At 39.7% G+C, this 25,898-nt stretch carries 29 protein-coding genes and 1 tRNA gene; 7 read left to right on the top strand and 23 right to left on the bottom strand.

What is annotated here, in order from left to right; all coding sequences use genetic code 11:
- Window positions 1–22: 22 nt before the first annotated feature.
- Together def and rlmB are read left to right on the top strand one after the other, a co-directional pair.
- Window positions 23–634 (top strand): peptide deformylase, encoded by a 612-nt coding sequence (def, locus tag KJR31_RS01090; protein WP_214261689.1) that lies wholly within the window; start codon window positions 23–25, stop codon window positions 632–634.
- A 44-nt stretch (window positions 635–678) separates the two neighbouring features.
- Window positions 679–1,407 (top strand): 23S rRNA (guanosine(2251)-2'-O)-methyltransferase RlmB, encoded by a 729-nt coding sequence (gene rlmB, locus KJR31_RS01085; RefSeq protein ID WP_214261688.1) that lies wholly within the window; start codon window positions 679–681, stop codon window positions 1,405–1,407.
- 33 nt (window positions 1,408–1,440) lie between these two features.
- Here rlmB and trxB read toward each other — a convergent pair whose 3' ends face one another.
- The 7 genes from trxB to KJR31_RS01050 form a co-directional block, all read right to left on the bottom strand.
- A complete protein-coding gene (gene trxB / locus KJR31_RS01080; protein ID WP_214261687.1) occupies window positions 1,441–2,352 on the bottom strand; it encodes a thioredoxin-disulfide reductase in 912 nt (303 codons plus the stop codon).
- A 65-nt stretch (window positions 2,353–2,417) separates the two neighbouring features.
- Window positions 2,418–2,642, bottom strand: coding sequence for a DUF4059 family protein (locus tag KJR31_RS01075; RefSeq protein WP_214261686.1), 225 nt, complete (start codon window positions 2,640–2,642; stop codon window positions 2,418–2,420).
- A gap of 79 nt (window positions 2,643–2,721) precedes the next feature.
- On the bottom strand, window positions 2,722–3,465 hold the full coding sequence (locus tag KJR31_RS01070; protein ID WP_214261685.1) for an amino acid ABC transporter ATP-binding protein: 744 nt from the start codon (window positions 3,463–3,465) through the stop codon (window positions 2,722–2,724).
- Window positions 3,465–4,265, bottom strand: a complete 801-nt coding sequence (locus KJR31_RS01065) for an amino acid ABC transporter permease (RefSeq protein WP_214261684.1) — start codon at window positions 4,263–4,265, stop codon at window positions 3,465–3,467. The genes KJR31_RS01070 and KJR31_RS01065 overlap by 1 nt, the downstream gene beginning before the upstream one ends.
- A gap of 156 nt (window positions 4,266–4,421) precedes the next feature.
- On the bottom strand, window positions 4,422–4,778 hold the full coding sequence (locus KJR31_RS01060; protein WP_214261683.1) for a Spx/MgsR family RNA polymerase-binding regulatory protein: 357 nt from the start codon (window positions 4,776–4,778) through the stop codon (window positions 4,422–4,424).
- 12 nt (window positions 4,779–4,790) lie between these two features.
- Entirely contained in the window at window positions 4,791–5,303 is a 513-nt protein-coding gene (locus tag KJR31_RS01055; protein ID WP_250319664.1) for a methylated-DNA--[protein]-cysteine S-methyltransferase, read from the bottom strand.
- Window positions 5,296–5,796 (bottom strand): GNAT family N-acetyltransferase, encoded by a 501-nt coding sequence (locus KJR31_RS01050; protein ID WP_214262514.1) that lies wholly within the window; start codon window positions 5,794–5,796, stop codon window positions 5,296–5,298. The genes KJR31_RS01055 and KJR31_RS01050 overlap by 8 nt, the downstream gene beginning before the upstream one ends.
- Before the next feature lie 134 nt (window positions 5,797–5,930).
- On the opposite strand from KJR31_RS01050, the gene KJR31_RS01045 reads away from it, so the two are divergent.
- Window positions 5,931–6,386: a DUF1836 domain-containing protein gene (locus tag KJR31_RS01045; RefSeq protein WP_214261682.1), complete on the top strand. Its 456-nt coding sequence runs from the start codon at window positions 5,931–5,933 to the stop codon at window positions 6,384–6,386.
- Window positions 6,376–7,023, top strand: a complete 648-nt coding sequence (trhA, locus tag KJR31_RS01040; RefSeq protein ID WP_214261681.1) for a PAQR family membrane homeostasis protein TrhA — start codon at window positions 6,376–6,378, stop codon at window positions 7,021–7,023. Before KJR31_RS01045 ends, trhA begins: the two co-directional genes overlap by 11 nt.
- Window positions 7,024–7,058: 35 nt before the next feature.
- On the opposite strand, the gene pdxT is transcribed toward trhA, so the two are convergent.
- From pdxT to KJR31_RS01010, 6 genes are all read right to left on the bottom strand, one after another.
- Window positions 7,059–7,631 carry a pyridoxal 5'-phosphate synthase glutaminase subunit PdxT gene (gene pdxT / locus KJR31_RS01035; RefSeq protein WP_214261680.1) on the bottom strand — a complete coding sequence of 191 codons (573 nt, stop codon included), beginning with the start codon at window positions 7,629–7,631 and terminating at the stop codon, window positions 7,059–7,061.
- On the bottom strand, window positions 7,632–8,507 hold the full coding sequence (pdxS, locus tag KJR31_RS01030) for a pyridoxal 5'-phosphate synthase lyase subunit PdxS (protein ID WP_214261679.1): 876 nt from the start codon (window positions 8,505–8,507) through the stop codon (window positions 7,632–7,634).
- A gap of 137 nt (window positions 8,508–8,644) precedes the next feature.
- On the bottom strand, window positions 8,645–9,277 hold the full coding sequence (locus KJR31_RS01025) for a Pr6Pr family membrane protein (RefSeq protein ID WP_214261678.1): 633 nt from the start codon (window positions 9,275–9,277) through the stop codon (window positions 8,645–8,647).
- Between the two features lie 2 nt (window positions 9,278–9,279).
- Window positions 9,280–9,618: a zinc ribbon domain-containing protein YjdM gene (locus tag KJR31_RS01020; RefSeq protein ID WP_214261677.1), complete on the bottom strand. Its 339-nt coding sequence runs from the start codon at window positions 9,616–9,618 to the stop codon at window positions 9,280–9,282.
- Between the two features lie 137 nt (window positions 9,619–9,755).
- Window positions 9,756–10,427, bottom strand: a complete 672-nt coding sequence (cmk, locus tag KJR31_RS01015; RefSeq protein ID WP_214261676.1) for a (d)CMP kinase — start codon at window positions 10,425–10,427, stop codon at window positions 9,756–9,758.
- A gap of 8 nt (window positions 10,428–10,435) precedes the next feature.
- Window positions 10,436–10,927: an SAG1386/EF1546 family surface-associated protein gene (locus KJR31_RS01010; RefSeq protein ID WP_214261675.1), complete on the bottom strand. Its 492-nt coding sequence runs from the start codon at window positions 10,925–10,927 to the stop codon at window positions 10,436–10,438.
- 45 nt (window positions 10,928–10,972) lie between these two features.
- Between KJR31_RS01010 and KJR31_RS01005 the strand changes: the two genes are divergently transcribed.
- Window positions 10,973–11,176, top strand: coding sequence for a ferredoxin (locus tag KJR31_RS01005; protein ID WP_214261674.1), 204 nt, complete (start codon window positions 10,973–10,975; stop codon window positions 11,174–11,176).
- Window positions 11,177–11,427: 251 nt separating this feature from the next.
- On the opposite strand, the gene galE is transcribed toward KJR31_RS01005, so the two are convergent.
- The 5 genes from galE to KJR31_RS00980 form a co-directional block, all read right to left on the bottom strand.
- Window positions 11,428–12,447, bottom strand: coding sequence for a UDP-glucose 4-epimerase GalE (gene galE, locus KJR31_RS01000; protein WP_214261673.1), 1,020 nt, complete (start codon window positions 12,445–12,447; stop codon window positions 11,428–11,430).
- 100 nt (window positions 12,448–12,547) lie between these two features.
- Complete coding sequence (locus tag KJR31_RS00995; protein ID WP_214261672.1) at window positions 12,548–13,648, bottom strand: NAD(P)/FAD-dependent oxidoreductase; 1,101 nt, start codon at window positions 13,646–13,648, stop codon at window positions 12,548–12,550.
- A gap of 16 nt (window positions 13,649–13,664) precedes the next feature.
- Window positions 13,665–14,462: a Nif3-like dinuclear metal center hexameric protein gene (locus tag KJR31_RS00990; protein WP_214261671.1), complete on the bottom strand. Its 798-nt coding sequence runs from the start codon at window positions 14,460–14,462 to the stop codon at window positions 13,665–13,667.
- On the bottom strand, window positions 14,449–15,126 hold the full coding sequence (locus KJR31_RS00985; RefSeq protein WP_214261670.1) for a tRNA (adenine(22)-N(1))-methyltransferase: 678 nt from the start codon (window positions 15,124–15,126) through the stop codon (window positions 14,449–14,451). Before KJR31_RS00985 ends, KJR31_RS00990 begins: the two co-directional genes overlap by 14 nt.
- Window positions 15,127–15,227: 101 nt before the next feature.
- A complete protein-coding gene (locus tag KJR31_RS00980) occupies window positions 15,228–17,564 on the bottom strand; it encodes a cation-translocating P-type ATPase (protein WP_214261669.1) in 2,337 nt (778 codons plus the stop codon).
- Between the two features lie 132 nt (window positions 17,565–17,696).
- On the opposite strand from KJR31_RS00980, the gene KJR31_RS00975 reads away from it, so the two are divergent.
- A complete protein-coding gene (locus tag KJR31_RS00975) occupies window positions 17,697–18,446 on the top strand; it encodes a lysophospholipid acyltransferase family protein (protein WP_284444544.1) in 750 nt (249 codons plus the stop codon).
- A gap of 106 nt (window positions 18,447–18,552) precedes the next feature.
- Window positions 18,553–18,625 (top strand) — tRNA-Thr (locus KJR31_RS00970).
- Window positions 18,626–18,932: 307 nt separating this feature from the next.
- On the opposite strand, the gene pyk is transcribed toward KJR31_RS00970, so the two are convergent.
- From pyk to gloA, 5 genes are all read right to left on the bottom strand, one after another.
- A complete protein-coding gene (gene pyk / locus KJR31_RS00965; RefSeq protein ID WP_214261667.1) occupies window positions 18,933–20,438 on the bottom strand; it encodes a pyruvate kinase in 1,506 nt (501 codons plus the stop codon).
- Between the two features lie 66 nt (window positions 20,439–20,504).
- Window positions 20,505–21,512 carry a 6-phosphofructokinase gene (gene pfkA, locus KJR31_RS00960; RefSeq protein WP_000820873.1) on the bottom strand — a complete coding sequence of 336 codons (1,008 nt, stop codon included), beginning with the start codon at window positions 21,510–21,512 and terminating at the stop codon, window positions 20,505–20,507.
- Between the two features lie 81 nt (window positions 21,513–21,593).
- A complete protein-coding gene (locus tag KJR31_RS00955) occupies window positions 21,594–24,695 on the bottom strand; it encodes a DNA polymerase III subunit alpha (protein ID WP_214261666.1) in 3,102 nt (1,033 codons plus the stop codon).
- Window positions 24,696–24,859: 164 nt separating this feature from the next.
- The gene (locus KJR31_RS00950; RefSeq protein WP_214261665.1) at window positions 24,860–25,294 is read right to left on the bottom strand and encodes a hypothetical protein; all 435 of its coding nucleotides are present in this window, start codon (window positions 25,292–25,294) and stop codon (window positions 24,860–24,862) included.
- Between the two features lie 208 nt (window positions 25,295–25,502).
- Entirely contained in the window at window positions 25,503–25,883 is a 381-nt protein-coding gene (gene gloA / locus KJR31_RS00945) for a lactoylglutathione lyase (protein WP_214261664.1), read from the bottom strand.
- Between the last annotated feature and the right edge of the window lie 15 nt (window positions 25,884–25,898).

The following is a 25,898-nucleotide window of genomic DNA, read 5'->3' as shown; positions in this document are numbered from 1 at the left end:
GTAATGGAAGGAAGGAGAGAAAATGTCTGCTATAGAACGTATTACAAAAGCTTCACATTTAATCGACATGAAAGATATTATCCGCGAGGGCAATCCAACCCTACGAGCTGTCGCTGAGGAAGTAACTTTCCCATTGAGCGATCAAGATATCATCCTTGGTGAGAAAATGATGCAATTTTTAAAACACTCACAAGACCCAGTTATGGCTGAAAAGTTAGGGCTACGTGGTGGAGTTGGTCTTGCAGCACCACAACTAGATATCTCAAAACGCATCATCGCCGTGCTGGTACCAAATATCACTGAGGAAGGTGAAACACCTCAAGAAGCCTATGACTTACAGGCTATTATGTACAATCCTAAAATCGTATCACACTCAGTACAAGATGCTGCTCTTGGAGAGGGAGAGGGTTGCTTGTCTGTTGACCGTGCTGTCCCAGGTTATGTTATTCGCCACGCTCGAGTAACTGTAGACTACTTTGATAAGGATGGCGAAAAGCACCGCATCAAACTAAAAGGTTATAACTCCATCGTTGTTCAACATGAAATCGACCACTTAAATGGTATCATGTTTTACGATCGTATCAATGAAAAAGACCCTTTCGCAGTCAAAGAAGGTTTACTCATTTTGGAATAAAGAAAATCCCGTTCGACAACGGGGTTTTATGTTATAATAGAGCCATGAAAATAAATGATATTGTCTATGGCGTTCACGCCGTTACCGAAGCACTGTTAGCAAATACTGGAAACAAACTCTATCTCCAGGATGATTTACGGGGTAAGAATGTAGAAAAGGTCAAGGAACTGGCTACTGAAAAGAAAGTCTCCATCTCTTGGACTTCAAAAAAATCACTTTCCGAGATGACTGAAGGAGCTGTCCACCAGGGATTCGTCTTACGTGTTTCTGAATTTGCCTATACTGAACTTGAGCAGATTCTTGCTAAGACTCGTCAAGAAGAAAATCCACTACTATTGATTCTAGATGGACTAACAGACCCTCACAACTTAGGCTCTATCCTAAGAACGGCAGATGCAACCAATGTTTCAGGTGTCATCATTCCAAAACATCGAGCTGTTGGTGTGACACCCGTAGTTGCAAAAACAGCAACGGGTGCCATCGAGCATGTGCCTATCGCTCGCGTTACCAATCTCAGCCAAACCTTGGACAAACTAAAAGAAGAAGGCTTTTGGACCTTTGGAACTGATATGAATGGAACTCCTTGCCATAAATGGAACACCAGTGGAAAGGTCGCCCTCATTATCGGAAATGAAGGAAAAGGTATCTCAAGTAACATCAAAAAGCAAGTGGACGAGATGATCACTATTCCAATGAATGGACATGTACAGAGTCTCAATGCAAGCGTTGCTGCTGCTATTCTTATGTACGAGGTCTTCCGCAATCGATTATAAAAAAGTTTCCAATCAAATGATTGGAAACTTTTTTTAACTGTGTTCAGTAATATATTTATAGGCTTCTTGACCTGCAATCGCACCATCTCCAACTGCTGTTGTAACTTGGCGAAGGTCTTTCTGACGAACATCTCCAACTGCAAAGACACCTGCAACACTTGTCTTCATGTGGTCATCTGTCACAATCCAACCTGACTCATCTTGGATTTGTAAATCTTTTGTAAAATCGCTAACTGGATCTAAACCAACATAGATGAAGACACCTCCAAAGGCATGTTCAGTCACTTGATTTGTTTTAACATTTTCAATGACAACTGACTCCACACGGTTTTCACCCTTGATTTCTTTGACAACAGAATCCCAAATGAAGTTGATTTTTTCATTGGCAAAGGCGCGGTCTTGCAAGACTTTTTGGGCACGAAGTTCATCACGACGGTGAACGATGGTTACAGATTTGGCGAACTGTGTTAAGAAGATTGCTTCTTCAACAGCCGAATCTCCTCCACCTACAACCAACAAATCTTGGTCACGGAAAAAGGCTCCATCACAAACCGCACAGTAAGAAACACCTCGACTATTGAGTTCTTCTTCTCCTGAAACTCCTAAGAGGCGATGTTTTGAACCAGTCGCTACGATAACTGTGCGAGTTTCAAATTCTTCATCGTCTGTGATTACTTTCTTAACATCACCATGGTTCTCAATATTTTTTACAAAGCCATAGAGATGTTCAACACCTAGATTTTCAAGAGGTTCAAACATCTTTTCTGCTAACTCAGGTCCACTAATGTTAGCATAACCTGGATAGTTTTCAATGTCAGAAGTATTGTTCATCTGACCGCCAGGAAGGCCACCTTCAATCAAAGCAACTTTGAGATTGCTGCGAGCCGCATACAAGGCTGCAGTCATCCCAGCAGGACCTGCCCCGATAATAATCGTATCGTACATTCTATTTCCTTCTTTCTTGTTGTAACTATTTTTATTCTAACGGATAAAACTCTATTTGACAACTATTAGGCCTTGAGAACCAGTAAGATGCTCATGGTTGCAAAAGACAATACTGGAATTGTTAAAACTCCAATCATAATCATATCATAGAGGTGGGCCTGACGCTCCTTGGCAGTTTTATCGACACCTGACAGGGCTCTAAAACCAATCCAAATCCCTAAGACAAGCAAGACTAATAAAATGGTCAAAACTAAACTCTCTAAATACAAAGCAAATAGCTGAACTAGCATGCTCTCTCTCATTTCTATTATTTTTAAAGAGCAAACCCAGTTAGCTTAGCCAACTGAGTTTTTCTTATCTTCTATTATATCAAATATAGGTCCGTTTGTAACTAGCAAAGAATTCTTTTGTTCGTTCTTCTTTAGGATGGTTGATAATCTCATCCGGTGTTCCAGATTCAATAATCTTTCCTTTATCCAAGAATAACACCTTATCAGCAACTTGAGCAACAAAAGACATATCATGACTAACTAAAATCATGGTTTGACCTGACTTTGCAGCATTGGCAATCGATCTTTCTACCTCACCAACCAATTCTGGATCAAGTGCTGAAGTCGGTTCATCCAAGAGTAACACATCTGGTTTCATAGCTAGAGCACGCGCTATTGCGACTCGTTGTTTTTGTCCCCCTGACAAGTGACGCGGATAATGTTGCTCACGATCTGAAAGCCCAACCTTAGCCAATTCTTCTTTAGCAATCTTAGTCGCTTCTTCGTCCGATAATTTTTTAACGACAACCAAGCCTTCCTTAACATTATCGAGAGCTGTTCTGCGTTCAAACAAATTGAATTGTTGGAAAACCATCGATAGTTTACGACGAAGAGTCAGGATTTCCTCTTGAGTAATTTGAGAAAAATCGACTTTAAAGTCATCAATCTGAATACTACCGCTATCGGGAGTTTCTAGATAATTGAGGCTACGGAGAAAGGTTGATTTCCCAGCACCTGAAGAACCAATCAAGGCAACAACCTCTCCTTTTTGAATATCTAAATTCAGATGATCCAAAACGGTTTGACCTGAAAAGGACTTGCTTAAATTTGAAATCTTAATCATTAGCGAAGCTCTCCTTTCACATCTGATTCGATAGTATCTGGCGCAGAAATTGCCATTTTTCTTTCAATAAGGCGACCAATATTTTCAATAGCGATATTTACCACCCAGTATACAAGGGCAACTGAGATAAAACGTTCAAAGTAACGATAGTCTGCACCACCCAAAATCTGAGCTTGGGCAAAGATTTCTACAACACCTGCACTAAAGGCTAGGGAAGTTCCCTTGGTCAAACCAATCAAGGAGTTAATCAAGGTTGGAGTCGCTACTACCGCTGCATTTGGAATAATGACTCGACGATAAACTTGTGCACGTGTCATACCAAGACTACGAGCGGCTTCAATCTCACCTGGATTTACAGAAAGAATTGCCGCACGGAGAGTTTCGCTGGCATAGGCTGCTTCATTAAAAGCAAAAGCCACAATCGCAAATGTTGCTGCTGGAATAGCATTAATGTTTAGAGAAGTTCCCCATTGTTGATTCAATGCTTTCAAAGCCAATGGAATCCCGTAATAGGTCAACATCAGTTGAACTAAAATTGGGGTTCCTTTTAGGAAACTAACAAAAAAGGCTTGTACTGGGTATATAAATCGAACTCGGTTGATTTTCACAATAGCAAAGACCAGGGCTAGCATGATACCAAAAAAGGCACCAAATACTGTTAACATCAATGTTGTAGGTAATTGCTGTAGAATTCTTGGAATCCCATCAAAAACCGAACGCCAACTAAACAGTTTGCCATCCGGGATATATTGCATCAAATTTTGATACCAATCAGATGCTAAAATTGTTGTAACATTCATAGAAACATCCTCTCAAGATAATGATTCATTCTATCATACTTATGCTCTAATTAAAAATATTTGCTACGAGCATATCAGACTTCATCTACCTTCTAGTTTATCATACTTTAAAAGTGGGAGGTTATATATTTTATCTATCAAGAAGATAGAAAAAAACTAATTCAAATCCAAGTCCTTGTATGTCTTACGATAGCCAATTTGTTTTACAGCACCATTTTCAACTAGTATCGGACGTTTCAACAGCATACCATCACTAGCCAAGAGTTTGGCTGCTTCTTTATTGGATAAAGTTCCAACCTTATCTTTCAATCCGAGTTCACGGTATTTGATTCCACTCGTATTGAAAAATTGTTTCAATTCAAATCCCGAAGTTTCGAGCCAGTTTAAAATGACCTTTTCACTCGGAGTCTCTTCTACGATATGAACATCCTTATATTCTAGTCCGAGTTGATCCAACTCCTTCTTTGCTTTTTTACAAGTTGTACATTTTGGATATTCGATAAATTCTAACATTTTCTTCTCCTTCTATTCTTTCTCCTTTTTAAATGCTGCACCTTCATGCCTCAAGAGCCAAGCCTTCTTTTCGAGTCCCCAAGCATATCCTGTTAGACGATTCCCAACACCAAGTACACGATGGCATGGTACAAGGATAGACCAGGGATTGCGACCTACTGCTCCTCCGACTGCTTGAGCAGAAGCTACCTGCAGATCCTTTGCTATTTGTCCATAAGTAACAGTCTTACCAAAAGGAATTCCACACAAATAGTTCCAAACTCTTTTTTCAAAGTCACTTCCGATAGGAGCTAAGGGTAATTCAGATAAATCCTGTTCTTGCCCCTTAAAATAGGTATCTAGATGGGAAATGATTTGATTTAAAACGGGATGACTTTCAACGACTCTTATAGCTTTTTCAGATAATTCTCTCTCAAAATCGCTCTCTTCTTCGACCCATATCCCAAACAGATAGTGATCATCTGCTACTAGAGATAAGGTGCCAATCGGAGAACTGTATAGCATCTTGACATACTTTTTAGACATTCGATTTTATTTTCTGATAGGCCAAGCGTTCCCCGTCTACTGGAACTTTCCCAACTTGTTTAAACCCAAGTTTATCAAAAATATGTTGCATAGCCTTGTTTTGAGCGTGTGTATCAGAACGAAAATCTAGGTAATCAAAGCCTTCAATCAAGCCTTCCAAGAAGGTCTGAGCAACTCCTTGTCCTTGCACATCACTGGCAACTGCAATACGGTGAAATACTAAGTATTCTGTTTCTTTTCCTTGCCAGTTGCCATCATAAATGGCTTCATAAGCTTTTTCTGGGCTCTTGGTTACTGCTGCATAAGCTAAGAGCTCTCCTTCTTCCAAAGAGACATAGGCTTGACCAGAGATAATATCTTCAATAATCGTGTCCGTATTTGGATAGCCATTTTGCCACTGGGTGCTCCCAGCATCTGCCAAGCACTTCTTGGCATCCTCAATCACTTGCATAATGGCATCAACTTCGTTTGGAAAGGCTAAGCGAATCTCCATCATCTATCCTCGTTTCATACTATTTTCTCTCATCATAGCATAATTTATTTCTTTCTACAAGCACTTGAAACTTGACTTATAATTTCTATTATTTTATAATCTAGTTATGAAAACTAGATAAAAAGGAGTTGGAAATGAATACTACTTTTTCCTATCCAAAATGGGAAGAAATTCCAAGTATCAATCTCTATCTGGACCAGGTTCTGCTCTATGTCAATCAAATCTGTCCTCCAGCTTCTCCCGATAAGGAGAAAGGTTTAACAGCTTCTATGGTCAATAACTATGTCAAACATGGCTATCTGACAAAACCTGAGAAGAAAAAATACCAACGGAAACAAATTGCCCGTTTGATTGCTATTACGACTCTTAAGTCCGTTTTTTCGATCCAAGAAATTGCTCAAACCCTAAATACCCTACACACAGATGCTAATTCAGAAGAACTCTACAATGCTTTTGTGGATTATATGAACGAAGACATTGACCCAGCCAATCCTATTATCCAAGCAAGTTGTCAAACCGTCAAACTCTATCATCAAACACTAGCACTTGTCTATACAGAAAACGAAGAGGAGGAACCAAATGAATACTAGTCTCAAACTTAGTAAACGCCTTAGTTTTGGAGAAGAAATTGCCAACAGTGTCACCCATGCTGTCGGTGCATTGATCATGCTCATCTTACTTCCCATTTCATCAACTTACAGTTATGAAGCTCACGGATTCTTATCATCCATTGGTGTTTCGATTTTCGTTATTAGCCTCTTTCTCATGTTCTTATCATCAACTATTTATCATTCGATGGCTTATGGTTCGACTCATAAGTATGTTTTGCGAATCATAGACCATTCCATGATTTATGTTGCGATTGCGGGTTCTTACACTCCTGTCGTTTTGACTCTGATGAATAACTGGTTTGGATATCTCATTATCGCCATTCAGTGGGGAACAACCATCTTTGGCATCCTCTATAAAATTTTTGCCAAGAAAGTCAATGAAAAATTTAGTCTCATTCTCTATCTCATCATGGGATGGCTAGTCTTGGCTATCTTACCAGCAATCATCAGTCAGACAACTCCTATCTTCTGGAGCCTCATGGTGTCTGGTGGACTCTGTTACACTGTTGGAGCTGGTTTTTATGCCAAGAAAAAACCATACTTCCACATGATTTGGCATCTGTTCATTTTAGCAGCTTCAGCTCTACAATACATTGCAATTGTTTATTATATGTAAGAAAAGAAGTTGGGAGAAATCCCAACCTCTTTTTTTTATTTACACATATTCATAAAGTACTGATGTAGGCGAAGATCATTTGTCAATTCAGGATGAAAGGAGGTTACCAGCATATTTTTTTCTTGTGCCGCAACGATTTGATCGTTCACAATTGCTAAAACATCAACATCCTCACCAACACTACTGATAATTGGGCCACGGATAAATGTCATGGGTATTTTACCAACGCCCTTGCAGTCAGCTTCTGTATAAAAGCTTCCTAGCTGACGTCCATAGGCATTGCGCTCTACTACTATGTCCATGGTCGCTAGATGGCTTTCCTCTTGAGAAGTGATTTGTTTTGCTAGCAAAATCAAGCCTGCACAGGTTCCAAAAACTGGTAAACCATTGAGAACAGCCTCTCTTATAGGAATCAACATTTGCTGATCTCGCAAGAGTTTTCCCATGGTTGTTGACTCGCCTCCAGGTAAAATCAAACCGGATAAGGAGCTCTGATATTTCCGAAAATCTTCTAGATTTCGCAGTTCAATACTTTCAACTCCTAGTTGAGCAAGCATTTTCTCGTGTTCTACAAAGGCACCTTGCAAGGCCAATATTCCAATTTTCATCTATTTTCCTCGCTCAGCCATGAGAATTTGGATTTCATTCTCATTGATACCAACCATAGCCTCTCCCAAGTCTTCCGAGATTTGAGCCAGAATTTGAGGATTCTGATAGTTTGTAACTGCCTTAACAATTGCTGCGGCACGTTTAACAGGATCACCTGATTTGAAAATCCCTGAGCCAACAAAGACGCCTTGTGCACCAAGCTGCATCATAAGAGCAGCATCCGCTGGTGTTGCAACACCTCCAGCTGCAAAGTTAACAACTGGCAATTTCCCATGTTCGTGAACGTATTGAACTAATTCTACCGGAACTTGGAGTTCTTTTGCAGCAACATATAACTCGTCCTCACGGAGATTTTGAATGCGGCGAATCTCTTGATTCATCATGCGCATATGACGAACAGCCTGAACGATGTCTCCTGTTCCTGGTTCCCCTTTTGTACGAATCATAGAAGCTCCTTCAGCGATACGACGCAAGGCTTCTCCTAGGTCTTTAGCGCCACAAACAAAAGGAACTTGAAATTCTTTCTTGTCTACATGGAAACGGTCGTCAGCTGGTGACAACACTTCACTTTCATCGATATAGTCAATCTCGATTGCTTCTAAAATTTGAGCTTCAACAAAATGACCAATTCGAACCTTCGCCATAACCGGAATGCTAACAGCTTCTTGGATTTCCTTAATCATCTTTGGATCACTCATGCGAGATACACCACCCGCTACACGAATATCAGCCGGGATTCGCTCCAAAGCCATTACCGCTGCTGCACCTGCGGCCTCTGCAATTCTTGCTTGCTCAGGGTTTTGAACATCCATGATAACGCCGCCCTTGAGCATCTGTGCCAAATTCTTATTTAATTCATAACGATTTTCAGTCATTTCTTCTTCCTCAATAATTTTATTGGTAGCTACAGTTTTATTGTAAGATAGAAATGACTGCATAACAAGATAAAAAAAGTTCATTTGTCCGGGTACAATTGTCACAAACAAAAATAGTACCCCTATAGGGTACTATTTTATTTCTTTGATTTTTTAATGCTTTTCACAAGATAAAACAGATATCCTGAAACCATGTAGGCAACAAAAATGATAGCTGCCCATCTAAAGACAAAGCCCCAACCATGTTTATTGGCATTTAAAAAGAAATAAGGGAAAGGATTATCCTTAGAATTTGGGATATTCATTTTGAGAACTAAACCGTTCAAGATAGCAAATCCCATATATAGCAGAGGTAAGACTGTCCATACAATAGGATCAAACCACTTATATTGACGACTTTTGTCAAAGAAAAGTGTATCAGCTAGAAACCAGAGGGGCACGATATAATGACAAAGGAAATTTTCCAGACGGTAAAAATCTGTCGCGATTGGTGCCAACATAAAATGGTAAATAACACAGGTAATCATGATACTCATGGTGACACCACCTTTGAGTCTCAAAATAACTGGACTTTGCCAACTATCATCGTCACTACGCATCTTTAACAACAGATAGCCTGTAAAAAGTGTCACCAAAAGGTTAGAAAGGACTGTATAGTAGAGCAACATCCCAAAACCGCCATGCTTGGTAATCTCCAAATAAACACCAAGAAAGGCAGCTATAAATAGAAGAACACGGCTATAAAATATAATTTTTTTATTTTTTAACATCATTAAATCTTCTTCACAAATTCTGATTTTAGCTTCATAGCACCAAAACCATCAATTTTACAATCGATGTTATGGTCACCTTCAACAATACGGATATTTTTCACACGAGTTCCTTGTTTGAGGTCTTTAGGAGCCCCTTTGACCTTAAGGTCCTTAATCAAGGTAACTGTATCTCCATCGGCTAGTTTGTTTCCATTTGCATCGATAGCAACAATACCTTCTTCTGCTTCAACTTGTTCAGCAGGATTCCACTCATAAGCACATTCTGGACAAACGAGAAGTGTGCCATCTTCATATACATATTCTGAATTACATTTTGGGCAATTTGGTAGTTGACTCATTTTATCTCCTTAAACATTTATAATTATTTGAATGTCAAATTTTCTTTAACAGCAACTATTATACCTTAAAACAGACTATTTGACAAATCATGATAAAAAACGATTAACCAAAAATTGGTTAATCGTTTTAAAGTTTCTTATAAACGTTTTTGAGCTTCTGATTTGATTTTTTCAACAACTTCTAGAATAGAAAGACCTGTTGTATCCAAATAGATTGCATCTTCAGCTTGTTTAAGGGGCGAAGTTTCACGATGACTATCTTTATAATCACGCGCAGCAATCTCTTCTTTCAAAGTTTCCAAATCGGTTTCAATTCCCTTTGAAAGATTTTCCTTGTAACGACGCTCTGCACGCTCATCTACAGATGCTACTAGAAAAATCTTCAATTCAGCCTGAGGCAAGACCACAGTACCAATATCGCGCCCATCCATAACAATACCACCTTGTTTAGCAATCTCTTGCTGGAGGGCAACCAGTTTCTCTCGAACAGCTGGAATAGCGGCAAAGGCAGAAACAGCGTTTGTTACTTCATTTTCTCGGATTGGATTTGTCACCTCAACATCTCCAACGAAAACAAGCTGCTCTCCATTTTCAGCACGTCCAAAGCTAATTGGATATTGCTCCAATAATTCAAGGAGTTGAGAAGGTTCTTCTGGACTTATTTGGTTTTTCAAGGCCATATAAGTCGCAGCGCGATACATAGCGCCCGTATCCAGATAAGTATAGCCAAAGTCCTTAGCAATGATCTTCGCTACTGTACTTTTACCACTTGAAGCTGGTCCATCAATAGCAATCTGAATTGTTTTCATTGTCACTCCTATCTTGTCTTAAGGACATCACCAGGATTTGCAAACCAAGTTCCTGAAGACATATGACCAGGATTCAAGGCTTCCAGTTGAGCAATAGAGATTCCAGCACGAGCTGCAATCGCTGCTTCACCCTCTCCTGGTAAAACTGTGATTGTTCCTTCAGAGTCAGTATGTGCCTCTGTATGCTCTTGTTGGTTTGTTTCTGCTTCAGTTGTCTCTGTTGACTGAGTAGTAGTAGCCACTGTTGTAACTTCTTCTACTTTTGGAGCTGAAGAATCATAAAAATCTTTCAGAGCTGAAGTGCGGTCGCTTCCACCTGATGATAAGTAGACTAAGACAACTACCATACCAACAACAATGACAAAGAAAAGAATAGCTAAAACAGTTAAAATACGATTCGCAACGACACCTGATCCTTTTTTGTTTCGTTGACGACGCTCTGATCTTGATTCCTCTTCTTGGTTTTCATAAATATCTTCTTGCCACGGTTCCTTTTCCATACCTTACTCCTTGAGTTTTTTTTTGTTTCTTATTACAATATAAATATGAAGATTAGACTTATACCTGAACGCTGCATCGCTTGTGGGCTCTGCCAAACTTATTCAGAATTATTTGATTACCATGATAATGGTATTGTCCGTTTTTACGATGAATCAGAGCAATTAGAGCGAGAAATTACTTGCAAGGACGACATTTTAGAAGCCGTTAAAAATTGCCCTACTCGTGCTCTGATTATAGATGAATCTTAACATTTAGTGGAACATAGATTTCTATTTTCTACTCTCTCTAGTTTAGCATATTTTTCTAGAAAATTATAGTCTTTTGCTAGCTATTTTTATACAATTTCACTTTTATTTGTTCCAGCATTTCAATAATAAATAAACCGTTCTTTTAAGACATTTTTCTATCACTTAAGCACTAATCAATTTTTTTATTTCAACCACATATAAAGTTATAAAAAAAGAGGAATTACTTCCTCTTTTTTTGTTTAATCAAACGATTAGTCTTCAAATCCATTTGGATGCTTGCTTTGCCAACGCCATGCATCTTCACACATTTCTGTAATACCAAGTCCAGCTTCCCAACCTAGTTCTTCCTTAGCTTTTGCTGGGTCTGAGTAGCAGGCTGCAATATCACCTGGGCGACGTTCAACGATACGGTAAGGAATTGGGCGTCCAACAGCTTTCTCCATATTTTGGATAATTTCAAGAACAGAGTAGCCTTTTCCGGTACCAAGGTTATAAACATTTAGCCCTGAGCCTTTTTGAAGCTTCTTAAGGGCTGCAACGTGTCCTTTGGCTAAGTCAACAACGTGGATATAGTCACGAACACCTGTTCCATCTTCTGTATCGTAGTCATCACCGAAAACTTGGACTTGTTCTAACTTACCAACTGCGACTTGTGTTACATACGGTAGAAGGTTGTTTGGAATGCCGTTTGGATTTTCTCCTAGGTCTCCACTCTCATGCGCTCCAATTGGGTTGAAGTAACGAAGCAAAACAACGTTCCACTCTGAATCTGCTTTATAGATATCTGTCAAGATTTCTTCCAGCATAAGCTTGGTACGGCCATAAGGGTTGGTAGCTGAAAGTGGGAAATCTTCTAGGATTGGAACAGTATGTGGATCTCCATAAACTGTTGCTGATGAACTGAAAATAATATTTTTGCAGTTATTTTCTTCCATTGCTTTTAAAAGGCTAACTGTACCGGCAATATTGTTATCATAGTAGGCAAGAGGGATACGAGTGGACTCACCAACTGCCTTCAAACCAGCAAAATGGATCACACCTGTTGGTTCTTCATGTTTGAAAATATCGCGAAGTGTATCCGTATCTCGGATATCAGCTTCGTAGAAAGGAATTTCTACTCCTGTGATTCTTTCCACTACTTCTAGGCTTTTACGGCTACTGTTAACCAAATTATCTACCACAACAACCTGATGTCCAGCTTGGACCAGTTCAATGACAGTGTGAGTTCCGATAAAACCTGCTCCACCTGTTACCAAAATCTTTTCTTGCATCTTATTTCCTCTATTCTTGAATTATTTTTTTCATTTTACCATTTTTGATAGGGAAAGTCATTTGCTATCCTAACCCTATCGTAAAAACTAAGTAAAAGATTTACCTTTGCTTTTGTTTAATATATCTTTTAGTCGGATAATCCGCTGGATCCAAGACTCCACTTTTCCCTTGAAGCATTTGGGCCAGATGATAACCGATAATAGGACCAGTTGTGAGTCCTGATGAACCTAGACCACTGGCTGCATAAACACCTGCCAATCCTGGTACCTGTCCAAAAAATGGAGAGAAGTCACTAGTGTAGGCACGAATTCCCACGCGTTCACCACTAATCATTGCATCTTTTAAACTTGGATAAAATGGACTTGCTTCTTCAGCCATTTGATGGAGCAACCTTTCATCAACTTCTAGGTCAAATCCCATGTCATTTTCATGTGTAGCACCTAAGGACAATTTCCCACCAGCAAAAGGAATCAAATCCCATTCTCCCTCAGGCATAACGACGGGATAAGATGCCATGTCTAAATCAACCTGATAATCCCGGAGTTGTCCTTTTTGTGGGCGAACATCAACTTCATAACCTAAGGGCTCTAATAAATGACCGAGCCAAGCACCAGTTGACAAGATAACTTTGTCAAAAATTTGATTGTCTATCTGATAACCCGATACTAGAGGTCTTAAACTAACCTTTTTCTTTATAACCTTAACCTGACTGGCTTCAAGTAAGCGACTGACTAACAGTTGCCCATCCACTCGGGCTCCTCCAGAAGCATAGAGCAATCTCTCAAATCCCTCTATACCTGGAAATAAGTTACTTGCAGTCGCTTGGTCTAAGATGGCTAATTCTCCAATTAAGGGAGATTCATCTCTACGTTGCAGAGCCAGTTGATAGAGTTCCTCTAGTTTGGAGTCGTCTTTTTTAAGGAGAAAGACCCCGGATTGCTGATAAAAATCAACTTTTTGACCGATTCTCTCTAAGTCAGCTAATAAATCCACATAGAAATCTGCTCCCAAGCGCGCCATCTTGTACCAGGCTTTATTACGACGTTTAGAAAACCAGGGACTGATAATTCCTGCTGCTGCCTTGGTCGCCTGGCCATGTCCATGGTCAAAGACAGTTACTTCCATATCAGATTCTTTGGAGAGATAGTAGGCAGCTGTCGCCCCTACAATTCCTGCCCCTACAATGGCAACCTTTTTCATTTTCTTTACCTTCTATCTAGATATGATGAAATGGATTTGTGGATGCTTGACTTGCGATAACCTCTAGCGACCAAGCATTCTCTTTCTTCCATTCGTTCAGAAGCGTTGCAATTTTTTCAATAAAGAGCACCTCAATATAATGCCCAGGATCCAGAGCCAACAAGCCGTCTGATAGCATGTCCTGAGCTGTGTGGTAGTAGATATCACCAGTAATATAGACATCAGCACCTTTAGCTAAGGCATCAGGATAGAAAGATTGCCCACTACCACCACAAATAGCAACCCTTGAAATTTGCTTTCTTAAATCGCTATCTTGATAATAGACCATTCGTAAACTATCGAGAGCAAAGACTTCTTTGACAACCTTAGCAAATTCTTCAAAGGTTTGAGATTGGATATTACCAATACGTCCAATCCCTCGTTCAGGACCTGTTTCCTGCAAATAAGTTGTATTCTCAATGCCTAGCATCTGGCAGAACCAGTCATTAAGGCCGTTTTCAACGATATCAATATTGGTATGGCTGACGTAAACTGCAATATCATGCTTAATCAAATCAATATAAATCTGATTTTGAGGTCGATCGGCTACCAAGTCCTTGATGGGACGGAAAATTGGCGCGTGCTTGACGATAATCAAATCAACATCATTTTCAATAGCCTCAGCTACAGTCTCTTCACGAATATCAAGGGCAACCATAACTTTTTGGATGTCCTTGTCCAAAGTTCCAATCTGCAGACCACGACTATCACCCTCCATAGAAAATTCTTGGGGACAAAAGATTTCATAACGTTTAATCACTTCACTTGCTTGCATGGAGCACCTCCTTGATAGCTTGAATTTTATCTACTAGAACTTGACGTTCCTTCTGATTTTTTTCTGGGATTTGGCCTAGGGCAAACTCAAGCTTGCTGGCTTCTTTTTGCCATTTCTGAACAAATACTGGACTGTTTTCTCTTGCTAAGAAAGGCCCAAAACGGGTATCTCTTTCTGACAATTTCATTTCTCCAGCTTCCACGACTAGAATCTCATAAAATTTGCCAGCTTCTTCTAGGATACTTTCAGCGATAATTTGAAAACCGTGGTCTTGTAGCCAACTACGCAAATCGTCCTCACGATTATTGGGTTGGAGAATCAAACGCTCAACGTTGGCTAGTTTATCCAATCCCTCTTCTAAAATCGTAGCAATTAAACGCCCCCCCATTCCTGCAATAGTGATAACAGAGACCTGATCACTTTCTTCGAAAGCTGCCAAACCATTAGCTAAGCGAACCTGGATTTTCTCAGACAAACCGTGAGCTTCAACGTTTTTTACCGCAGATTGGTAGGGACCTACTACAACTTCACCTGCAATGGCACGCTCTATGTGACCTTTTTCAACTAATTCAATCGGTAGATAAGCATGGTCACTCCCCACATCAAGTAAAACGGCTCCTTGTGGTACAAAGGAAGCTACCGTTTCTAATCTCTTTGAAATCATCTTCTCTCACTTTCAAAAACTCTATTTCCCTTTATTATACCATATTTTATCTAGCAATCCCGCACCTAAAAAAGACTGCAACCATCGATTGCAGTCTTTCTTTATTTTCTCATTTGATAACGACTTGTCAGGATGAAAATCACAATAAAGATAAACATCATAAGGCTATAGACAGGTAATGTTTGTGCTGTAAGTGTTGAAATTTCCAGTAGTTTTTGAATTCTTGGAAATAGAGCTGTTCCAAGGAATCCTACAACTGACCAGACAATCAAGAGAACTCGCCAAAGGGTAAATGGCAAGCAAGCTCTCACTACAGACATGAAACCAATTGATGCCAATAGATAATACAGAATGGTCGAAATTTCAATGGCCGACCAGCCTTGACTTGTTCCAAAAATTTTAATAAACAAAACGCTAAAGACGACCATCAAGGCACTTGGTAAAGCACGAAGCATGGATTTTCTGAGGAAGTTATGTTCGACAGGTTTGATATTTCTCTCAAAAGTCAAAACAAACGGTGGGAATCCTTCGACAAACTGGTCAATCATGGTAATCTGAATCGGAATGAATGGGAAAATCAGAATCCATTCAGTACGTCCCAACAAAGCACTTGCAATACAGATGACTGCTAGCAAAAAGGAATAGATGGTCTTAATCAAGAAAATCGGAGCGATGTGGGCAATGTTATTGACCACACGACGACCTTCAAAGAGAATCTCAGGAACATCATTAAAGTCTGAGTTCAAGAGAACCAGATTTGCAATCTGACGAGTCGCTGGATCTCCTTCAGCCATAACGATGGAACAGTCTGCCTCGCGGAGAGCAAGGATATCATTGACACCATCTCCTGTCATTGCTGTAGTATGTCCTGCTTTTTTCAGAGTTTGGATAATCAGTTTCTTTTGATGAGGCGAGACACGTCCGAAAATCGCTGTCTCCTCAGCCATGGCAACTAACTCTTCATCGTTAATCTTTGAACAATCTACATAGCTATGGTAGTCTGCAAAACCTGCTTTTTGGGCAATACTTGAAACAGTAACCGGATTATCACCAGAGATAATTTTCAGCCCCACTTCCTGAGAACGAAGATAGTCTAAAGTCTCAGCAGCCCCTTCTCGAATCGGATCTAGAATCTCAAGCAAAGCCAAAGCCTGAATATCAGATGGCTTTTGTGGCTTGTGATGGTCAAGTTTTTCTTGACTGAGCGCTAATACCAAGACACGAGATCCTCGTTCAAGAGCTTCTCTAGCCTCAGGAACTTCAGCATCCAACAACATCTCTGGTGCGCCTAGGAAAACAGTTCCGAGACCTTCCAATTCCATGGCTCCCCATTTTCGATCACTAGAAAATGGAAGACTAGAAATCATCGGATAAACTACCTCTCCCGCAAAACTCTTTCGAATAGCTTGGGCAGTTGGATTTTTATCCTCACTGTGTGCTATATAGCTAGTTAATATTTTGGCAATGGCATCTTTATCATAATCCTGGGTCAGAGGAAGAACTGTTTCAACCTGCATTTTTCCTTGAGTAATGGTCCCTGTCTTATCCAAACAGAGCATATCCACACGTGCCAAGGTCTCAACAGAGTACATCTCCTGCACCAAAACCTTTTTCAAACCAAGCTTGATAACAGCAGTTAAGAGAGAGGTGATGGTTAAAAGGGCGATTCCCTTAGGTAACATTCCTAAAAGAGCTGTAGAAGAATTGACTACAGAAGACTTCAGTGGCAGACCTTTTAAGATCAAGGCTTCAAGCAAGAGAGCAATACCAAAAGGAATGATAATTTTCCCAGTAAAGCCGGCTAACTGGTCTAGCGATTTCATGATACGAGAGTTAATTGGCTTCACTGTCTTGGCTTCAAGCATGAGTTTAGCAGCATAGTTATCCGCCCCAACATGATGTACCTGAGCGAGGACAGAACCACTTGCAAGAAAGCTACCCGACAACATTAAGTCTTCTACTTCTTTTTGAACCAAGTCGCTCTCACCCGTTAACATAGCTTCATTGACTTCTGCAAAACCTTCTAATACAATGGCATCACTTGGAATCTGATCCCCTGCAGACAAGCGAATCACATCATCCAAAACAAGCTCTTCAGGGTCCAAAGCAATCTCTTGTCCATCACGAATAGTCGTAATCTTTTCTTTATTCAAGAGATTGAGTTTATCAACCATATGCTTGGCACGTAATTCAGTTACAATTCCTGAAAAAGCATTAAAACAGATAACCGCAAAGAAGACCAAATTACTCCATGCTTGAACAAAGGCGAGAGCTAGGGCAATGGCAAAATTTAAAGCATTAAATAAAGTAAAGACATTTCTCTTCACTATCTGCCAAGTACTCGTACTAGCGGAAGCCTTAAAATCATTGACTAGTCCCTGTTTCTGACGATCTTTAACTTCTGATTGGCTTAAGCCCATAATTTTATTTTTATCCATAAATTCTATCATATCATTTTTTTTTGAATAATTCTAATTTCATATAAAGAGCTTTTCAGACTATACAAAAAAACATTTGCCTGTCCTAGTATGATAAGGTATAATAAAAGAAAGAAAACTGAAGGAGACACCATGTTTTATACTTATCTACGTGGGTTGGTTATGTTGATTCTATGGTCAATCAATGGAAATGCTCACTTTCACAATACTGACAAAATTCCAAGTATGGATGAGAATTATATCCTTGTTGCCCCTCATCGTACTTGGTGGGACCCCGTCTACATGGCTTTTGCAACCAAACCAAAACAATTTGTTTTTATGGCAAAAAAAGAACTCTTTTCAAATCGTATCTTTGGATGGTGGATTCGTATGTGCGGTGCCTTCCCTATCGATCGTGAAAATCCAAGTTCCTCTGCCATCAAATATCCAATCAATGTCCTTAAAAAGAGCAATCGCTCACTGATTATGTTCCCAAGTGGTAGTCGCCATTCCAACGATGTTAAGGGTGGTGTTGCTCTGATTGCGAAAATGGCTAAGGTTCGTATTGTGCCAGTTACTTATACTGGCCCTATGACTCTAAAAGGACTCATCAGCCGCGAGCGAATTGATATGAATTTCGGAAATCCTATTGATATCTCAGACATCAAAAAGATGAATGATGAGGGAATTGAGATGGTTGCAGACCGCATCCAATCTGAGTTTCAACGCCTGGATGAGGAAACAAAAGAGTGGCACAACAATAAAAAACCAAACCCACTCTGGTGGCTCATCCGTATACCTGCCTTAGTCCTCGCAATTTTTATCGGAATTCTGACAATCCTCTTTACCTTTGTTGCAAGTTTTGTTTGGAACCCAGATAAAAAGAGAGAACAATTACAATAATCAAATCTCCACAAGCCCAAGTTTCTTACTTGGGCTTTTCCAATGAGTTAAGCTACTAATTAGCATATTGACAAAAGCTTCAATCTATAGTATACTTTCAAAGTAAGCTGATTTAGCTCAGTAGGCAGAGCGCATCCATGGTAAGGATGAGGTCGCCGGTTCGATCCCGGCAATTAGCATCATTCATCAGTTCCTATTTAAGGAGCTGTTTTTTCTTGACAAAGTATTGGCTCTATAGTAAAATAAAGGCTGCGATGAGTCGATATGTAGCGAAAGCTACAATTGCGCAAAGGAGGTCATAACGCAGGAGCGGACCTTGAGAAATTGTGTGAACCAGTTTCTCACATGGAGATGCCTCTCACACTCTCTGGTTTTCCAGAGAGTTTTTTTCTTGTCCTAAACGAATGGGGTTCTGGACCTTATGAAACAAAAAAAGACCTATCACACAAGCTGGAAAGCTTGATATGATAGGTTTTTAATGTTAGATTAACGTACTGTACGAATACGCATTGTATTTGTACGAACAGCTTCTCCAAGTGGCACACCTGCAACGATAACGATGTCGTCACCAGATTGTACAAGACCTGCTTCAACTGCTTTACGTTCAGCAATTTCAAACATGTCATCAGTTGATGATGGAGCTTCTGTCAACATTGGGATAACACCCCAGTTCAACATCAAACCACGTTCTGTCAATTCGTCAAATGTCAATGCCAAGATGTCAGCATTTGGACGGTATTTAGAGATCAAACGTGCTGTATGACCAGTCTTAGTCAACGTTACAACCAATTTAATATCCATTGAGTTTGTAGCGTCTTTAACTGCTGAAGCCATAACTTCTGTCTTAGAGTTACGTTCAAATGAATCTGAGTTCAAACGTCCGTATTCATTAAGAAGAGTTTGAGCGTTCTTGTCGATTGTTGCCATTGTACGGACAGACTCAAGTGGGTATTTACCGTTTGCTGACTCACCTGAAAGCATAGTCGCGTCAGTTCCGTCGATAACAGCGTTAAATACGTCTGATACTTCTGAACGAGTTGCACGTGGTTTTTCAGTCATTGTTTCAAGCATGTTTGTTGCAGTGATAACAACTTTACCAGCAGCATTCACTTTAGTGATGATCATTTTTTGGTAAACTGGAACCATTTCGAATGGTACTTCGATACCCATGTCACCACGAGCGATCATGATACCGTCAGCAGCTTCAATGATTTCGTCCAAGTTATCGATACCTTGTTGGTTTTCGATCTTAGCGAACAATTGAACGTGACCGTTACCAGTTTCTTCACAGATTGCACGAACTTCGTTAACGTCTTTTGCAGTACGAACGAATGAGATTGCGATGAAGTTGATACCTTGTTCAAGACCGAAGCGGATATCAGCGTTATCACGTTCAGCAAGAGCTGGGAAAGGAATTTTAGTGTTAGGGATGTTTACACCTTTTTGTTTAGCAATAACACCGTCATTTTCAACTTCAACGATGAATTCACGACTTGCGTCGTCTTTTTCTACAACGCGAAGACCAAGTTTACCATCGTCAACCAATACTTGACGACCAACTTCAACGTCATCATAGATATCAAGAGCACCAGCAACGTTCAATGCAATCACTTCACGAGTTGATTTGATTCCTTGTTTAGTTGCAACACGGATTTTTTCACCAGTTTTGTATGAGTACTCTTTAGCTTCACCTTCGAACAATTCAGTACGGATTTCTGGACCTTTAGTGTCAAGAAGGAAACCAACTTTTTTACCTGCAAGTTTTTCTGCAAGTTTAACAGTTGCCATACGGTCACCTTGTTCTTGGTGGTCACCGTGTGAGAAGTTGAAACGGAAAGTGTTAGCTCCTGCTTCAATCAATTGAGCAATGTTTTTAGCTGAAGCTTCAACGTCAAGTTTTTCACCCCAGTATCCGTCATCACCGAATTTTTTACCACCACGGATTTCAACCGCAGGACCTAAAGTTGCAACGATTTTTACACGTTTGTTCATGATTTTTGTGACTCCTTTATATAATTCGACCTTTTATGGTCATTTTACCAAATAAGTTAAAGTTGATTAAGACAAGCTCTTGTTCAAAGCAGAAAGTTCAAGATCAGCTTTATGAGGGTTGTTAACAACAATCTTACCATCAGCTGTTAGGCTAAACAAAGCTCCCTCTTCTGCTGTACCAAGAATTGGATTTTCAACCATTTTTTCGTTTCGGATACCAACAGCAACACCACCGATTCCTTGTTTAAGGAGTTTAACAGCGTGTGCACCCATACGTGAGGCCAATACACGGTCACGAGCAGTTGGTGAGCCACCACGTTGGATATGACCAAGTTCAGTTACACGAAGGTCGCTTGTATCTCCAGCTTCTTTTAGTTTTTGACCAAATTCAGCCGCTGACATCACACCTTCTGCCAAAACGATAATGTTGTGCTTTTTACCGTGTTCATATCCAGCTTTGATACTTGCTACGATATCTTCCATCTTGAATCCTTCTTCAGGGATGATAATTTCGTCAGCACCTGTTGCAATACCTGCCCAAAGAGCGATATCACCAGCGTTACGTCCCATTACTTCAACAACGAAAGTACGACGGTGACTTGATGATGTATCACGAATCTTATCGATTGCATCCATTGCAGTTGTTACTGCAGTGTCAAATCCGATTGTAAAGTCAGTACCTACGATATCGTTATCGATTGTTCCAGGAAGTCCAATAGCAGGGAATCCATGTTCAGTCAGGCGCATAGCTCCATGATAAGAACCGTCACCACCGATAACCACGACACCTTCGATACCGTGTTTTTTCAATTGCTCAATCCCTTTAAGTTGACCTTCGAGTTTTGCAAACTCAGGGTAACGGGCTGAGTGAAGGAAAGTACCACCACGTGAAATGATGTCTCCTACTGAAGCAGCATCAAGTGGATAAATTTCACCAGCAACCATACCAGCGTATCCATCATAGATACCAAAAACTTCCATTCCTTCTGAAATTGCTTGACGAACTACTGCACGGATAGCAGCATTCATACCAGGGGCGTCTCCACCACTAGTCAAAACAGCAATACGTTTCATTTGGTTTTGCTCCTTTTTCTTTTAACATTCTAACTGATTATACCATAATTAAAGTTAAAATTCTTTTATTTTTATTGATTTTTAACGATAAATCGTTTTCATAACTATCTGACTTAAAGATTCCTGTAAACTAACATCTTTTGCAACAAAATAACTCGGTAAAAGGACATTTTTTTGTTCATTTTCGTAGCGAATGATGACTGGAATTTCTCCCTTATATTGCTCTAAAATATGATAAATTTCAGTATCATGTTCATGATCAGCAGCCTGTATCCAAAATCGTTCACTCACTGCTTCTTTTAGATTATTTAACACTAATTGAAGCCGACCATCTCTTGCCTGTACTTTTCCATTAAGGTAGTAGAATCTTCCTTCATGTAAGAGATTTTTAAATTGGCGATACTGGTCAGAAAAAACTGTGACTTCAAGCTTCGTTTTACTATCACTAACTTTCAGAAAAGCCATGTTTTCACCTTTTTTAGTTCTGATTACTCGGATAGACTGAATTTCAACGAGTACTGTAGCTGTCTGTCCTTCAGATAGTTCAGACAAACTCACAATTGGGTACAAAGGATTCTTTGCTAGGGATATCAATGGGTGTTGGCTGATTCCAACTCCTAACCATTCCTGCTCTTTTTGAAATTTCTCAATATTTGAAAAATCCTCTGTATCTGTCCAACTATAGCTAGAATCTGCAAAGAGGCTACCTAACTCTTCTACAAAGATAAATAGAGTTGGTAGGTTGGTTAAGATTTTTTGACGATTTTTCTCAAAGTTATCAAACAAACCAACTTCTACCAGAGGATTTAATAAACTCTCCTTTTGATAATTTTTGGGCAATCGGGTGATAAAATCTTCAACACTAGAAAATGGACGATTCTCTATAATCCAATAGGCAAAATCACGAGGCATTCCCTTAATGCTCTTAAGACCTAAATGAATTGTCTTATCTGCTAACTTATCTTGAAATGGAATCGTATTGATAGAAAGCGGGGCTAATTCAAAGCCCATTTCAAGCGCATCGAAAATATAATCTCCACTCGCATAGTTCAACATCACTTGGTAGAAAATTGATGGGTAATGTGTTTTGAAATAAGCAAGCTGAAAAGCTAAAGCTGCATAAGCATAAGCATGCGAACGGTTAAAACCATAACCAGCAAATTTCTCCATGACAGCAAAGACTTCTTGAGCCTGTTCTTTTCCATACCCTTTTTCGAGTGCACCTTGGATAAAACTCTCCTCCATCCGATGCATCTCTGCAGCATTCTTTTTCCCCATGGCACGACGCAAAATATCGGCTTTTCCAAGGCTAAAGCCAGCATAACGCTGAGCTACCTGCATCACCTGTTCTTGATAAAGCATGATACCATAAGTTGGGGCTAAGATATCTTCTAAGACTGGGTCAAGAACTGTCACTTTTTCTTTGCCGTGTTTTCTGGCTACAAAGTTATCGATATAGTCACTTGCTCCCGGTCTGTTGAGGGAGGTCGTCGCCACTACTTCTTCAAAATTTTGTGGCTTCACTCGTTTCAATAAGCGTATAGCTCCAGGCTGCTCAAACTGAAAGATCCCCTTGGTCTTACCAGCTGCGAAGAGGGCTAAGGTTGCCTTATCCTCAAGATCAATATCCTCAATTTTTAGTGAAATCCCTTGAGTTTCAAATAAGAGCTCTTGCATTTTTTGAGCAAAGGTTAAGTTGCGTAGACCCAAGAAATCCATCTTGAGCAGGCCATTTCCTTCAACGCCATGAGCATCATACTGGGTAATGAGCATATCTTCCCCATACTTGAGAGGAATGTAATCTGTTAGATTTTTGTCACTAATAACGACTCCAGCAGCATGGATAGAAGTTTGTCGTGGATAGCCTTCTATCTTTTTAGCAATAGAGAAGGCCTTTTGGTACTCAATCTTACTTTGAATGAGTTGTCTAAAACCTAGATTCCCTTCATAGGCTGTCGTTAGAGTATCTTTAGAACCTATTTTTTTTGTAATAGCTGTCAACTCATACTCAGGCACGCCATAACGTTTGAAGACATCTCGGATGGCTTGCTTGGCTCCAAAGGTCGAGTAAGTGACAATCTGCGCAGCATGGATACTACCATAACGATCACGAACATAGCGAATAAACTCTGGACGATAGATATCTGGAATATCAATATCGATATCTGGCATGGTGTAGCGTTCACGATTCAAGAAGCGTTCAAAGATAAGATTCTTAGCTACAGGATCAATTCCAGTGATATCTAGGGCGTAGGCTACTAAACTTCCAACTGCGGATCCGCGTCCCATCCCCATATAATAACCTTGAGAACGGCCAAAACGTAAGAGATCCCAAACAACCAAGAAATAGTCATCGAATCCCATATCATGAATCACAGACAGTTCTTCTTCTAAACGAACCTGATAAACCTGATTCCATAATCCTTTCTGTTCCAATCCCTTGATAGCTCTTTCCCGAAGCTCTTCAACAGCAGGTCTCTCTGGATTGAAACGTGGAAGCTTGAGACTACTATCAATCTCGTAGGAGGTATCCTTAATCAATCTTGCAAGATTATCCAGTGCGATTGGGAACTTCTCTAGTAAAATCTGTTCAAGACGTTCAGCAGGCAAAAACAAGCCCTGTTGAGATTGAACATCAACCTCTCTCAAGGTCACGTTCTCTTTAATCGCTTTAAGCATCTGTAGAGCTTCTAAATCCTCAGACTCGAAAGAGTTAACACGATAAAGAGGGAGAATAGGGTGAAAAACATTCAATTGAGGTGTATCTGGATACACTCCGATATAGTAGTCATGCCCTAAGTCCAAGGAATCAACTTCAGGATAGTAAGGAACAATGACACAAATATCTTCAAGGTAGGAAGAGAAATCAGCCCATTCTTTTTTACCTGTCATCTTTAAAGACGACAGCTTCATCAGGTTTCGATAACCATGGTTTGAGAGGGCTAGAAAACGTAGATTGAGCACTTCTTCTTTATGATAAACTATCATCTCAAGACCTAATAAAGGTTGAACCCCCTGTTTTTGGCATTCTTTGATGAAATAATAGGCTCCATAGAGATTGTCTTCATCCATGATTCCAAGTGATGAATAGCCATATTCTTTCCCTAGGCTGACATATCTCTTGATTGAAACCATACTCTCCATGAAACTATAGACAGTTTTCGTATCCAGTTGGGCAATCATTCTTTCTCACCTCCCTTTTTCTTTTTCTATTATACCATTTTAAAAATTAGAAACACAGTTTCTTTATAAGGACCAAGATAAAAACCACAGCCAGTGAAAAGCTGTGGTTTTAAAAGTTCTTCTAAACAAGTCTAAAACAGATGCTCGTCTTAAGCTTCCTCAACTTATTTATCTCTATCTTTTGTTAAAAATATTCCGATTAGAACTAGGACTAGTGAGAGATAAGGAAAAACCCTAAACATCTGCCAATCCGGGTCGAATGCTAAAAGTCCGGAAAGCAAATAAAATCCAGCACTCGCATACAAGAAATTTCTATTTACTTTCTTGATTCCTATCCTAGTTAAAAAAGTTGCTATAGCGTAAGCAATTAAATTAGGACCTAGAAAAATCAAGAATACAATTCCCCATGGAGCAGTAAATAAAGCAAGAATTATAAATAGAAGAATATAGATAAGTGCCAAATAGAATGAGAAAGATAGAAGAGCCGAAGGTTTCTTGACTGCTTTTGGACCATTCATCATATCTTCAACTGAATTATTCTCTACAATTAGTTTATCTTCTTCTTTGTTTAGCTCTACATTTGGATTTTGGTCTGACATTTTGTTCTCCCACTAATTCGTTAAGTTATTTTTATTATATCCCAATTTATAAAATTAAGCTAGACTGAAAAAGCCACCTATGTTAGTCTCAGATAAACGCTCACATTTGTCTGAAAGAAACTAACATAAATGACCTACACTCCTACCTATCAAGTTTTTCTGAGTCAGGTGAGATTGCCTAACTTAATTGATAGATGAGGAGTTTTTATTATTTTTCGCGAATCACTTCTACCTTGTAGCCATCTGGATCTTTAACAAAGTAATAGTTTGGTTGAGTCCCTGGAAGCCCATTAGGCGCTGTTACTTCGTAGCCTTTGTAGCTATGTTCTTTGTGAAGAGCCTCAAGGTCAGGTGTACTTAGGGCGATGTGAGCAAAACCGTCACCAACAACATAAGGTCCGTGATCATAGTTGTATGTCAACTCCAATTCATAATCATCACCATCAAGACCTAGATAAACAATGGTAAAAGCATGTTCTGGAAAGTCCATACGACGCAATTCCTTAAAACCAAAAGCATCCTGATAAAAAGCGATTGATTTTTCAAGATTTTCGACTCGCAAGCAGGTATGTAACATTTTTGAAGCCATTTTTTTCTCCTTTGT

Source organism: Streptococcus infantis (assembly GCF_018499575.1).
GTDB classification, from domain to species: domain Bacteria; phylum Bacillota; class Bacilli; order Lactobacillales; family Streptococcaceae; genus Streptococcus; species Streptococcus infantis_K.
Note: the sequence above shows the minus strand (reverse complement) of the source record. Positions and strands in the feature narration are given on the sequence as shown.